12 protein-coding genes are annotated in these 12,759 nt (G+C 68.7%); 5 read left to right on the top strand and 7 right to left on the bottom strand.

Annotated elements, in window-relative coordinates; all coding sequences use genetic code 11:
* Positions 1-129: 129 nt before the first annotated feature.
* Positions 130-618, bottom strand: a complete 489-nt coding sequence (locus OHB44_RS23220; RefSeq protein WP_330438272.1) for a TetR/AcrR family transcriptional regulator — start codon at positions 616-618, stop codon at positions 130-132.
* Between the two features lie 120 nt (positions 619-738).
* Between OHB44_RS23220 and OHB44_RS23215 the strand changes: the two genes are divergently transcribed.
* A complete protein-coding gene (locus OHB44_RS23215; RefSeq protein WP_330438271.1) occupies positions 739-1,785 on the top strand; it encodes an aldo/keto reductase in 1,047 nt (348 codons plus the stop codon).
* A 203-nt stretch (positions 1,786-1,988) separates the two neighbouring features.
* Here OHB44_RS23215 and OHB44_RS23210 read toward each other — a convergent pair whose 3' ends face one another.
* From OHB44_RS23210 to OHB44_RS23190, 5 genes are read right to left on the bottom strand one after another with little or no spacing between them, the layout of a single operon-like run.
* The gene (locus OHB44_RS23210; RefSeq protein WP_330438270.1) at positions 1,989-2,339 is read right to left on the bottom strand and encodes a DUF4387 domain-containing protein; all 351 of its coding nucleotides are present in this window, start codon (positions 2,337-2,339) and stop codon (positions 1,989-1,991) included.
* Positions 2,332-3,711: an acyclic terpene utilization AtuA family protein gene (locus OHB44_RS23205; RefSeq protein ID WP_330438269.1), complete on the bottom strand. Its 1,380-nt coding sequence runs from the start codon at positions 3,709-3,711 to the stop codon at positions 2,332-2,334. The genes OHB44_RS23210 and OHB44_RS23205 overlap by 8 nt, the downstream gene beginning before the upstream one ends.
* Positions 3,712-3,728: 17 nt before the next feature.
* Positions 3,729-5,393, bottom strand: a complete 1,665-nt coding sequence (locus OHB44_RS23200) for an FAD-binding dehydrogenase (RefSeq protein ID WP_330438268.1) — start codon at positions 5,391-5,393, stop codon at positions 3,729-3,731.
* Complete coding sequence (locus OHB44_RS23195; protein WP_330438267.1) at positions 5,390-6,334, bottom strand: phosphoglycerate dehydrogenase; 945 nt, start codon at positions 6,332-6,334, stop codon at positions 5,390-5,392. The genes OHB44_RS23200 and OHB44_RS23195 overlap by 4 nt, the downstream gene beginning before the upstream one ends.
* Positions 6,335-6,348: 14 nt before the next feature.
* Positions 6,349-7,620, bottom strand: a complete 1,272-nt coding sequence (locus OHB44_RS23190) for an MFS transporter (RefSeq protein ID WP_330438266.1) — start codon at positions 7,618-7,620, stop codon at positions 6,349-6,351.
* 95 nt (positions 7,621-7,715) lie between these two features.
* On the opposite strand from OHB44_RS23190, the gene OHB44_RS23185 reads away from it, so the two are divergent.
* The 4 genes from OHB44_RS23185 (at position 7,716) to OHB44_RS23170 (ending at position 11,513) form a co-directional block, all read left to right on the top strand.
* The gene (locus OHB44_RS23185; RefSeq protein WP_330438265.1) at positions 7,716-8,405 is read left to right on the top strand and encodes a GntR family transcriptional regulator; all 690 of its coding nucleotides are present in this window, start codon (positions 7,716-7,718) and stop codon (positions 8,403-8,405) included.
* Positions 8,402-9,484, top strand: coding sequence for a tartrate dehydrogenase (locus tag OHB44_RS23180; protein ID WP_330438264.1), 1,083 nt, complete (start codon positions 8,402-8,404; stop codon positions 9,482-9,484). The genes OHB44_RS23185 and OHB44_RS23180 overlap by 4 nt, the downstream gene beginning before the upstream one ends.
* 199 nt (positions 9,485-9,683) lie before the next feature.
* Positions 9,684-10,253, top strand: coding sequence for a TetR/AcrR family transcriptional regulator (locus OHB44_RS23175; RefSeq protein ID WP_330438263.1), 570 nt, complete (start codon positions 9,684-9,686; stop codon positions 10,251-10,253).
* 84 nt (positions 10,254-10,337) lie between these two features.
* A complete protein-coding gene (locus OHB44_RS23170) occupies positions 10,338-11,513 on the top strand; it encodes a GDSL-type esterase/lipase family protein (RefSeq protein ID WP_330438262.1) in 1,176 nt (391 codons plus the stop codon).
* Positions 11,514-11,624: 111 nt separating this feature from the next.
* Here OHB44_RS23170 and OHB44_RS23165 read toward each other — a convergent pair whose 3' ends face one another.
* The gene (locus tag OHB44_RS23165) at positions 11,625-12,374 is read right to left on the bottom strand and encodes an alpha/beta fold hydrolase (protein ID WP_330438261.1); all 750 of its coding nucleotides are present in this window, start codon (positions 12,372-12,374) and stop codon (positions 11,625-11,627) included.
* Positions 12,375-12,759 lie beyond the last annotated feature (385 nt).

The raw sequence follows: 12,759 nt of genomic DNA, 5'->3' as shown, positions 1-12,759 counted from the left end.
CTACCCTAGCACCCAAAACGACGCGTCACTCTCTTTTGGTTCAAGCCGTCCGAGAGGGAGGCCGGCCGGCATCACGGACGCCGGTCGAGCGTCCACGGACCGGCGGAAGGCGGTCGGGTCACGCTCGTACTAGCCCTTGATGATCGCCATCAACGCGGTGGTGAAGGGTGCGGGATCCAGGTCGCCACGAATCGCCAGTTGCAGGCTGTAGCTGATGCTGAGGGCCACGAACGCTTCGGCGATCTGCCCGGCCTGCGGGCGCCGGGAGTCGGGCACCAGCTCGGCAATCGCGGCCCGCATCGCGGCGAGTTGTCTCTGCACAACGGCTGCCAGCAGTGGTGATACTGCGGCCTCGGCATAGATCTGGGCGACCAGCCGGGCATGATGGGTGTCACGGGCCCGGGCCCGGACATGGTCGAGGAAACCACCCACGGCCTCGGCGGTGAGCGCCCTCGGCAGCGCTTCGGTTCCCTGCTCGCAGACCGCGATGACGATCTCATCCTTACTCGTGAAGTACCGGTAGATCGCCCCGTTGGAGAGCCCGGACTCGGTCACGATGTCGGCCATCGACGTGTGGGCAAAGCCGTGACTGGCGAACCGAGCCCGGGCGGCATCCACGATCTGCTGGCGGCGTGCGTCGAGATGAGCTTGACTGACCTTAGGCATAAAAGAGTGAACCCTCGCTTTATTTGCTACTGTCGGAAGCCTACCTCACCGCACTGACCCTCAGGAGCCACCGTGCGCTACCAGACCTTCGGCCGTCTGAGCGGACTGCGTGTGTCGCAGTACGCGCTCGGGACGGCGAACTTCAGCACCTCGAACACCGGCGCCGGCCCCGAGGCCTCCCGCCAGATCTTCGAGGCCTTCGTCACCGCCGGCGGCACCACGTTCGACACCTCCAACCTGTATCAGGATGGACAGGCCGAAACTGTGCTCGGCGGGCTGCTCGGGCCTCAGCGGGACGACTTTGTGATCATCACCAAGTACAGCGGGACCAGGCAGGCCCAGCCCCGCCCGGGCACGACCGGCAACAGTCGCAAGATCATGGTCCGGTCTCTCGAAGCGAGTCTGCGCCGCCTGAACACCGACTACGTCGACGTCTTCATGCCGCATTTTCCCGACGGCCTCACCCCGATCGAGGAGATCCTGGCCGGGTTCGACGACCTGATCCGCTCCGGCAAAATCCTGCACGGCGCCCTGTCGAATTTCCCGGCCTGGCGGGTTGCCGGCGCCGCCGTCCGCGCCGACCTGCGCGGCCTGGCCCCTCTGGTCGGCATCCAGACGGAATACAGCCTGGCCGAACGATCTGCCGAGCGGGAGCTACTGCCGATGGCGCAGGCTCACGGTCTGGGCGTGGTCCTCTACTCCCCGCTGGCCGGCGGACTGCTCACTGGTAAGTATCGGCAGGGTGAACAAGGCCGGCTGACCGCCCGGGGCGACGCGATCGAGGGCAGTGCCCAGCGCACCGCCATCGTCGACGCCGTACTGACGATTGCCGAGGAACTCGGCGTCAGCGCGGTCCAGGTCTCCCTGGCCTGGCTGCGTAGCCGGGCCGCACTGGCCCCCACGGCCCTGATCCCGATCGTCGGCCCGCGCACCCTGACTCAACTGGAGGAGTACCTGAAGTCGCTGCAACTCGACCTCAGCGATCAGCACTATCGACACTTGGACGAGGTCAGCGCCATCCGGCCAGGAACCCCACACGAGGACGTCACCGCCGCGCTGGATCATGGTTTCGACGGTGACCGCACTCTGGTCGACCCTTCCCCCGTTCCCGTCATCTAGTGCCCTGACCACAAACGTTCGCCGGGTTGGTTAGGCGGCCTTGGCTGCGGGGTGGCCCGGGGTCGCGGTCAGGTCCGGCTGCGGCAGGAGGCGGCGGCAGCAGACGGACACGTCGCCTCGGAGGCGCGAAGCCAGTCAGAGCAAGGGTCACGTCCACTGCCGCCAACCATCAGCCCATCACGTACGGGCCAACCCGGCCAGCCTCACCGTCGGTCCAGGACGGCGTTTCCCGCACCCTCGGTGGCTGTCACCCGCAGCAAGGCCAGCGGGACGTGGTGTTGGCCGGCATGGATGTCGCGGTCGTGCAGGCTGCCCTGTGCCACGGGGCGCGGGAACGAGATCTTGACAACGTTGAGCTCGGGGATCCGGTAGATCTGGACGGTGTCCGCCGCGACGCCGTAGAGACGCGCGATCACCGGCGCGTTCAGGAATTCGGGATCGCCGACGATGGCGTAGCCGGCCGCGTCGCGCAGGAACACCTCCATAGTGACCCAGAAGGGGCCGGCGTTCTTCGACCGGACCTCGAGTGCGAGGTCCGCAACGGTCTCAGTCATCGGTGTCCTCCGGAACGTTGATGCGAAACAGGCTGGTGGGGGAGTCGACGTCGACGACATGGTTGAGGACGAACTCGTACGCCGCTCCGCGTTCGGTCTCGGCGGGCGAGGTCGCGAAGGCGAGGCTGGGGAGGTAGTCCATGTCGGGGGTGGGTAGGTGCAGCATGAGCGGGTTGGCTATCTTCGCGATGGCGGTGGCGGTCTGCTGGTCGGCGGCGTTGACCAGGAGCATCACGCCGACTTCGCGGGGCGGTCCGGTGGCCGGGTCGATGGCATCCAGGACGGCGTTGTAGCCGTAGAGGCGGATGTCGAAGGCGTACTCGTCGGGGTTCAGTCCTAGCGCGTTGGTGACCCACTCACCGATCATCCGGCGCAACAGCGCGGCCCAGGTGGTGATCTGGCCGAGGATGTGGGGGTCGCGGATGGCGGTGAACGACATAGTCTCGTAGCCGGTGATGCGCGAGCCCTCGAGTTTGATGGTGTGCTGCGCGGCGGGTTCGAAGCGGGAGCCCTCCACGCGTACCCGTCGGTCGTCCAAGGCCCGGTAGGTGGCGTCGGCGACCACGATGGTGCCCGCCGGTTCGCGCATCGAGAAGGGGTCGACCGTCTCGTAGAGCATGTGCGCGGCGACCGAGGTGGTGGTGCAGGCGACGGCGGGGTCGAGCGGCTCGATGGTGAAGCCGGTGGCGTCGATGGTGGCGAGAACGCCACCGGCGCGCGGGTTCGTGGTGCACTGCCCGCCACATTCGACGATCTTGGCGGCGTGCCAGGTCGGGCCGGCCGGCATGCCGGCCATCAGCGGATAGGCGGCGGCGATGGCGGTGTCGGTGGCGCGTCCGGCCAGAACCACATCGGCGCCGGCGGCCAGCGCTTCGGCGATCGGCTCGTGGCCCATCATCGCGACGATGTGCTCGCAGCTCTCCAATGTTGCCAGGTCGAGGTCGCCGGCCGGCGGCAGCGGGTGCACCCGGCCCTGGTCGAGGTGCCCCTTGAGGTCGCCGGCCTGCTGCTCGCTGTAGATCGTCGCTACCCGCAGGTCAAGGTTCTCCTCGGCCAGGATCTGGCGGGTGATGCCGGCGACCCAGTCGACGCCGGAGTCGGTGCCGCTGGTGCCGCAGGAGCCGATGATCAGCGGGATGCGGGCGGTGGCTGCCGCACGCAGCAGCAGCCGCAGGTCTCTGGCCACGGCTGCGGCGGCGGTCTTGGCGATACCGGAACCGAGGTAATAGGGGCCGGAGTCGGTGGAGCCGCCGTCCACGGCGATGACGTCGGCGCCGAGGTCCAGGCCGCGAGTGACGGTCTCGGGCGGAAATCCGGCGCCGAGCATGCCGGTCGGCGCGAGGACGCGAACGGAGTCGCGGCGTGCGGTCATGGTGGTTCCTTCCATGGTCAGGTGAGGGTGGCGGCGAGCGCGCGGCCGGCCTGGCGTCCGGAGAACAGGCAACCGCCGAGGAAGGTGCCTTCCAGGGCGCGGTACCCGTGCATTCCACCGCCGCCGAACCCGCTGACCTCGCCCGCGGCGTAGAGGCCGTGCACCGGCTGCCCGGTGCCGTCGAGCACCCGGCCGTCGAGGTCGGTGTGCAGGCCGCCGAGGGTCTTGCGGGTGAGCACATGCAGGCGTACGGCGATCAGCGGTCCGGCGGCGGGATCGAGCAGCCGGTGCGGCGGCGCGGTGCGCATCAGCCGGTCGCCGCGGTATCGGCGGAAGTTGCGGATCGCGGCAATCTGCATGTCCTTGGTGAAGTCGTTGGTGAGTTGTCGGTCGCGCGCCTCGATCGTGCGGCGCACGTCGAGCGGGTCCAGCAGCGGCTCGCCGGTGAGGGCGTTCATGCCCTTGACGAGTTCGTCGAGGTCGTCGGTCACGACGAAGTCGGCGCCGCGGCGCTTGAACGCCTCCACGGGTGCCGGCGCCCCGGCACGGAGGCGGCCCAGGACCTGACGAACGCTCCGGCCGGTGAGGTCCGGGTTCTGCTCCGATCCGGAGAGCGCGAACTCCTTCTCGATGATCTTCTGGGTGAGCACGAACCAGCTGTGGTCGTATCCGGTCGAACGCAGGTGGGCGAGCGTGCCCAGGGTGTCGAATCCGGGGTAGAGCGGCACCGGGAGCCGGCGGCCACGCGCGTCGAGCCACATCGAGGACGGGCCGGGCAGGATTCGTATGCCGTGGGAGGCCCAGATCGGATCCCAGTTCTGTATGCCCTCGACGTAGTGCCACATCCGGTCCGGGTTGATCACGGCGCCGCCCGCGCCCGTGGTGATGTCGAGCATTCGACCGTCCACGTGCGCCGGGACACCGGTGATCAGGTGAGCGGGCGGCGTCCCGAGCCGTTCCGGCCAGTTGCGGCGTACGAGGTCGTGGTTGCCTCCGATGCCGCCGGAGGTGACCAGGACGGCCTGCGCCGTGTAGGCGAAGTCCTCGGCCGGGACGCGGGAACTGGCGGTTCCACGGGGAGCGTCGCTGGGCTCCAGAATCGTCCCGGCCGCGCCGGTGACAACGCCGGCGCGAGTGGTCAGCGTGTCGACCCGGTGGCGGAACGCCAGCCGGACCTGACCGCGCTCGGCGGCCTGCCGCACGATCGCGATGAACGGCTCGAGCACGCCGGGACCGGTACCCCAGGTGATGTGGAAACGCGGCACCGAGTTGCCGTGCCCGGTGGCGTCGTAGCCACCGCGCTCGGCCCAGCCGACGATCGGGAACAGCTTGATGCCCAGGCTTCGCAGCCACGAGCGTTTCTCGCCCGCGGCGAACGAGACGTACGCCTCGGCCCAGCGCCGCGGCCAGTCGTCCTCGGGCCGGTCGAACCCCGCGCTGCCCTGCCAGTCTTGCCACGCGAGGTCCAGGGAGTCGCGGATGCCCATCCGGCGCTGCTCGGGCGAGTCAACCAGGAACAGCCCGCCGAACGACCAGAACGCCTGGCCGCCGAGGCTCTGCTCGGGCTCCTGATCGAGCAGTAGGACGGATCGACCGGCGGCGACCAGCTCCGCAGTGGCGACCAACCCGGCGAGGCCCGCCCCGACCACTATCACGTCCGCTTCTGCTGTCCTGTTGGTCATGCCAGCTCCCGTACTGCGGTTACCGAGTGGGCGGGGCGGCCATCGAGGGCGGCGACCAGTTCCTTGGCACCCTCCATCCCTGCGGCCAGCCGCGCCTCGGCGGTCTGCCCGGCCATGTGCGAATAGACGGTGATGCCCTCGACGCCGCGCAGGACGCTGTCGGCGGGCAGCGGCTCGACGTCCACCACGTCGAGAGCCGCGCCGGCGAGGCGGCCGGCGCGGACGGCCTCGGCGAGGGCTGCCTCGTCGATGATCGGCCCTCGTGCGGTGTTGATCAGATGTGCGCTGGGCTTCATGCGTGCCAGCGCTGCGGCGTCGACGAGGTGGCGGGTGCGCGACGTCAGCGCGGTGTGCACGGATACGAAGTCGGAGTCGCGAAGCAGCTGGTCGAGCGTGACCTGGATCGTCGGCGCGGCCAGGCTGCCGGTGCACAACACCGTCATGCCGAAGGCCGAGGCGAGCGGTGCCACCCGCCGTGCCACGGCACCCCGCCCGATCAGTCCGATGGTCTTGCCGCGTACCTCGTGGCCGTCGCGGCGGGGCCAGCCACCGGCCGCGACGTCGGCGGCCATCGGCACCAGATGCCGTGCCTGGGCGAGCAGCAACGCGATGGTGTATTCGGCCACCGCGTTGCTGTTGATCCCCGGCAGATTACTCACGCTGATGCCGAACCGGGCAGCGGCGGCCACGTCGACGGTGTCGTAGCCGGCGCCGGTGCGCACGATGGCGCGCAGGCTCGACGCCTGCCGCAGCACCTCCTCCGTCATCGGCTCGTTGGCGATCAACGCGCCGTCGACCCCGGCCAGGGCGGCGATCAGCTGCTCGGGCCGGCGAGGTCCCCGCATCGGGTCGTGCCGGGTCGTGAAACCCCGCCCGGTGAGGTATGTGTCCACCTCGTCGCCGGGGGCGAGGTAGTCCGTGGTGATGAGAACGGTCGGCATCGAATTCCTTCGTGTCATGACAGGAGAGCGGTCGTGCGGCGTCGTTGCAGGCGGCCGAGGTACACGACGACGAGGACGGCAAGCGCGGCCAGTGCCGCGATGTCGAGCAGCATCCCGGTCCAGCCGGTGAGGTCGACCACGGCGCCGATGATCGCCGGTCCTCCGAAGCCGCCCAGGTACCAGGTGACCGCGTACAGGCCGGTGTAGGTGCCGAGCACCCGACTGGACGGCGCCATGTTCCACAACGCCACCGCCGCGTTGATCGTGAACGCGGCGGCGCCGACGGCGGCGAGGCAGAACACGACGACGGTCCCGGTCGGGGTCCGCACGATCGATCCGGCAGCCATCGCGACGGCGAACAGGGCCATGCCCGCGCCGATGGTACGCAGTCGCCCAAAGCGCTCGGCGCACAGCGCCGCCGGGAAGGCGGCGAGCAGGTAGGCGACGCCGCTGGGCAGGCTGAGCCCGCCCGCCTCTCCACGCGTGAGGCCCAGAACCTCCATGCCGTACGGGGTGATCAGCGAGCGCGAGGCGAACCATGCGCCACCGAAGAGCAGAACGGTCAGCAGGAGCAGAAGTCGTCGGCGGTCGCGATCGGTGACCAGGTCCGCGACGATCCGCCGGAACGGCACGTCCGTTCCGCCGTTGCTCGCGGTGGCGTCCTCGGCCAGGGCGGCTTGATATGCCGCTGATCGGTTGTCACGCACCTTGAGGATCAGCACCCCCGTGACGAGCAACAGGATCACCGCCGGGATGACGAACGCGCCGCGCGGATGCTCGTCCACCACGAACAGGCTGATCAGCGACGCCACGATGATGGTCAGCGAGGTCGCGATCTTCACGACGGCGTTCGCCCGGCTTCGCCGCTGTGGCGCGATGAAGTCCGGCACCATCGACTCGGCCAGCGGACGGATCGTGTTGGCGACCAGCGCGTAGAGGACCATCACCACGACGAGCGTGGCGAGCGACGTGGTCCAGGGGAGGAGCAGGAAGAGCAGGGCGGCCACCGGCATGCCCACCGCGAGGTACGGCACGCGGCGTCCCCACCGGGTACGGGTGTTGTCCGACCGGTTGCCGATCCAGGGTTGGACGAAGATCCCCAGCAGGTTGTCCATTCCCATCAGGAGACCGACGACCGCCGCGCTCGCGACGTGGTCGCGTAGCAGCGCGGGGACCTGGTTGTCGTAGAAGTTCCAGGTCGACTCCTGCGCGAACAGCACCAGAGCGATGAGCAGCGTGATCTTCCGGTGGGACACCGCGCTGTCGCGGACCTGCGTTTCGGTCATGTCACCTCCATGTGTCCGGCGTCACGCTAATTTGCTGTAGCAAACTCGTCAATAGTTGCAACAGGCTTTGCTGTGTCATGGGTTAGAGTCCGAACATGACCGTTACCGAGACGCTCGCCGACCAGGCGTACCGTCACGTCCGCACCGCCATCGCCACCGGCGACCTCGCCGCGGGGGAGAAGGTGACCGAGCGGGGCATGGCCGAGCGGCTCGCGATCAGCCCGACGCCCGTCCGTGAGGCGCTGCGCCGCCTGGAACTCGACGGCCTCATCGAACGGATCGGGCCGCGTACCGTTCTGGTGGCCGCGATCCGCGACGCGGCCATCGACGACCTCGCCGAGGTGGAGGTCGGCCTGCGCGGCCTCGTCGCCCGGTTCGCCGCCCGGCACGCCACCGCCGGTCAGCTCGACGCCCTGGACGCGATCCTCGACCGGGCCGACGACCTGCTGATCCTGCTCAAGGAACGACACCGTCACGGGCAGGCGGTCGACCGGCACCTCGCCGAGCTGCTCGACACGATGCAGGAGTTCAACGACACCGTGAACGCGTGCGCCCACAACCCCGTCCTCGTCCGGATGCTCGAGCAGAGCCGCGTGTTCTCCCGCCCCCAGCGCCGGGAGCTGCTGCTGCGGAAAGTGGCCTCGGACGACACGTTCGGCCTGGAGCGGTACACCAGTCACCGCGCCCTCGTCCGGGCCCTGCGCGCCGGCGACTCCGCCACCGCCGAACGCCTCGCCACCGAGGACGCGCAGGGTGGTCTCGCCGCGCTGAGGGAGACGGCGTGACGTCACAGCGCATCGCCGTCATCCCCGGGGACGGCATCGGCAAGGAGGTCGTACCCGCGGGGATCGAGGCGTTGCGCGCGACCGCCGACCGGTTCGGGTTGAGCCTCACCTTCGACAGCTTCGACTTCGCCAGCGCCGACTACTGGCAGCAGCACGGCACGATGCTCCCGCCCGACTGGGAGGAGACACTGCGTGGCTACGACGCCATCTACTTCGGGGCGGTCGGCTGGCCGTCAGTGGTGCCCGACCACATCTCCCTGTGGGGTAGCCTCCTGCAGTTCCGGCGGGTCTTCGACCAGTACGTGAACCTGCGCCCCTGCCGGCTCATGCCAGGCGTCCGCAGTCCGCTGGCCGGCCGCGAACCCGGCGACATCGACTTCGTCGTCGTCCGGGAGAACACCGAGGGCGAGTACTCGAGCGTGGGCGGTCGCATCTTCGAGGGCACGGAGCGGGAAACCGTCCTCCAGGAGACCATCATGACGCGCGTCGGCGTCGACCGCGTGCTGCGCTTCGCCTTCGAACAGGCGCTCCGCCGCCCGAAACGGCACCTCACCTCGGCCACCAAGAGCAACGGCATCTCCATCTCCATGCCCTACTGGGACGAGCGGGTGGCCGCGATGGGCGAGCAGTTCCCCGACGTACGTCTCGACAAGTTCCACATCGACGCGCTGGCCGCACAGTTCGTGCTGCACCCCGAATGGTTCGACGTGGTCGTCGCCAGCAACCTGTTCGGCGACATCCTGTCCGACCTGGGCCCGGCCTGCACCGGCACGCTCGGCATCGCCCCGAGCGCGAACATCAACCCCGAGCGCGATCATCCGAGCCTGTTCGAGCCGGTGCACGGCTCCGCGCCGGACATCGCCGGTAAGGGCATCGCCAACCCGGTCGGCCAGATCTGGTGCGGTTCGATGATGCTGGAGCACCTCGGTCACCCCGAGGCGGCAGCGCACCTGCTCGGTGCCGTCGAGGACGTCCTGGCGTACGGTCCGCGGGAAGCCCCGCTCACCCCCGACCTGGACGGCACCGGCACGACGGCGGAACTGGCCAACGCAATTGCCGAGCGCGTGCGCGAGTCCTGATCGTCTACTCCGGTTGCTACTTCTCAGGATGCGCCGCTGCCTGATGAGGTGGCGCAGGGCGTTCGGTTCGCAAGAGACACGGCGCCAGGCGCACGCCTTCCAGATCTCTCGTTCGGTCCGTTACTCCCGAGCTGCGGGCGAGTTTGCCTATAACTATTAGGCAGGAGCATAATAGGTGTAGGCAGTTAGGGGGAGGGTGATGGAGAGACCAGGGCTCACGCCGGAGCGTCTGACCCGAGCGGGGGCGGAGCTGGCCGATGAGGTCGGCTTCGACGAGGTCACCATCTCGGCGCTCGCCCGGCGGTTCGACGTCAAGGTCCCGAGCTTGTACTCGCACCTGAAGAACTCGCAGGACCTCAGGATCCGCATCGCGCTGTTCGCGCTGGAGGAACTCGCCGATCGCGTCGCCGACGCCGTCGCTGGTCGGGCCGGCAGGGACGCCCTGGCCGCGTTCGCTGACGCCTACCGCGAGTACGCCAGGGAGCACCCGGGCCGGTATGCGGCCGCCAGGCTCCGGCTCGGCCCGGAAACAGCGGCCGCCAGCGCTGGCGTCCGGCACGCCCAGATGGCCCGGGCGATCCTGCGGGGCTACGACTTGGACGAGCCGGCCGCGACGCATGCGGTCCGGATGCTGGGCAGCGTCTTCCACGGCTACGTCAGTTTGGAGCTGGCCGGTGGTTTCGAACACAGCGCCCCCGCTGCGCAGGAATCCTGGGACTGGATCGTGGATTCGCTCGACTCGCTGTTACGCAACCGCAGCACTACCTGACCCGGACAACGGCCGCACCGCCGCAAGCGGTTCGCTGCGCGGCGCGCCGGTGAACACCGAGATTCGGTCGAAAGGCTTGAGGCAATGACCACCGAACAACAATGGATCACCCCGGTCACCGCGGACCTCCTGCGCGGCTTTGTCGACGTGGAGGCGACCGCGCGCGGTCTGCTGCCGCATCGGCTGACCACCCGGGCGCGCCGGCAGATCCCCGACGACCAACTGGCCATGGCCGAGGCCCAGCCCTCCGGGGTGCGGCTGGCGTTCCGTACCCGGGCCACCACGATCGAACTGGACACGCTGCCCACCAAACGGGTCTACCAGGGCTTCCCACCACCGGCGGACGGCGTCTACGACCTGCTGATCAACGGCCGCCTGGCCGCGCAGGCCTCGGTGCCCGGGGGCAACGTCCGGACCGTTACCGACATGTTCACCCAAACCTCGGTGCTGACCGAGGGGCCGGCCGGCACCGCCCGCTTCGCGGATCTGCCGGCGGGTGAGAAGGACATCGAGATCTGGCTCCCGCATACGGAGATCACCGAACTGATCGCGCTGCGCACCGACGCGCCCGTTGAGCAGGCCCCGCCCAGCGGGCGCAGGACGTGGCTGCACCACGGCAGTTCCATCAGTCACGGCTCGAACGCCGCTCATCCCAGCGCCATCTGGCCGGCCCTGGCCGCGGCTGAGGGCGGTGTGGAGTTGGTCAACATGGGGTTCGGCGGGAGCGCGTTGCTCGACCCGTTCACCGCCCGCGCGATGCGCGACATCCCGGCGGACCTGATCAGTGTCAAGATCGGCATCAACATCGTCAACAGCGATGTGATGCGTCTGCGCGCCTTCGCTCCCGCGGTCCACGGTTTCCTCGACACTGTCCGCGAAGGGCACCCGACCACACCACTGCTGGTCGTGTCCGCCATCCTGTGCCCGGTCCAGGAGGACACGCCCGGCCCCCTCGCCCCGGACTTCGAGGGCGGGACCCTGCGGTTCAAGGCCACGGGCGATCCGGCCGAGCGCAGCGCCGGGCGGCTGACTCTCAACGTCATCCGTGGCGAACTCGCCCGGATCGTCGAACAGCGCACGGCCGACGACCCGAACCTGCACTACCTCGACGGACGTAACCTCTACGGCGAGGCGGACTACGCCGAACTCCCGCTACCCGACGAGGTCCACCCCGACCCTGCTGGACATCGGCGCATCGCCGAGAACTTCGCGCGGCTCGCGTTCGGCGACGGTGGCCCCTTCGCCACCAAGACCGGCTGACCGTGTGGGGTTCGGTAGGAGACGTCGGGCACCTGTCCCGCTCGGGCTGCCGAGCATGTGAACGTCCGCCACACGCAGATCTACGAACACGAGTCGCCTACCGCCATAGTGCTACTGGGCGGTGGCGCGGGCGGCTGTGTCGATGAGGTCGGCGACCGGGCCGGGTTGAGAGACTGCCACGGCGTGGGACGCGTCGATCTCGACCGTCGTCGACCCGGCCCGCTTGGCCAGGAAGCGCTGCAGGTCCGGCGGAATGCCCTTGTCCTGGGTGGTGATCAGGGTCCAGGACGGGATGGTCTTCCAGGCAGCCTTGGTCACGCTCTCGGTCTGGGCGGCTTCAGTGGGTGGCCGCTGCGTTACCGCCATCAGCTCAGCGGCGTCGGGGTCGACGTCGGCGGCGAACACCGCCGGGAACTGGTTCTGGTGGATGTACTGCGCCATGGTCGTGCCGCCGTCGTCGAGAGGGGTCGGCACCATCTTGACGGACGTGAGGAGCGCACTTCCCGGGAACTTGGTGATCAAGTCGGCCACGCTCTCGCCGACGTCCGGGCTCACGCTGGCGACGTACACCAGAGCCTTGACGTTGGGGGCGCCATCCGCAGCCTCGGTCATCACACATCCGCCGTACGAATGAGCCGCTATCACGACCGGGCCGGACACCGAGTCCACAACAGCTCGAGCGTAAGCGGCGTCCTTTTGCACGCCGCGGAGCGGGTTTGCGACGGCAATGACCGGGTAGCCTCGACGTTTGAGATTGGCGATCACCCCATTCCAACTCGATGAGTCGGCGAAAGCGCCGTGGACGAGTACGACGGTGGGCATTCCTGCGTCCTGGGCAGGCTTGTCAGAAGCGGCATTCATCCGGCGGTTCCTTTCAAAGGGCCCCACTGTCCACTGAGGGTGGTAGCGCAGGCCGGCGACGAGGATGTTCGGCGGCGTTTCCGCTGGCAGCCGTGTAACGGTCCGCAATTGCCGACGCGGGAGCGGTGCTCCAGTATCCAGTATTTAAGGCCGGCTAGGCTGCTGTCAGCAGAATCTGGAAAGCCGGGCCGTGTAGGTTATTTGACGACTTGTCGAGGCGCGCCTGGTCTCGTGAGGCGGTGAAGCCCTGTCGACTACTGCAGCAGTTAAGCACCCGAGTGCGCATTGGAGTAGTCATTGCCGATTTTGGAATCCCTGCGTTTAGCCAAGCGTCTAGACCACCATGCCGGCGATTTGCGGGCGTACCCACTTGCTCCGGCTTCAA

Source organism: Micromonospora sp. NBC_00821, assembly GCF_036347035.1.
GTDB classification, from domain to species: Bacteria; Actinomycetota; Actinomycetes; order Mycobacteriales; family Micromonosporaceae; genus Micromonospora; species Micromonospora hortensis.
Note: the sequence above shows the minus strand (reverse complement) of the source record. Positions and strands in the feature narration are given on the sequence as shown.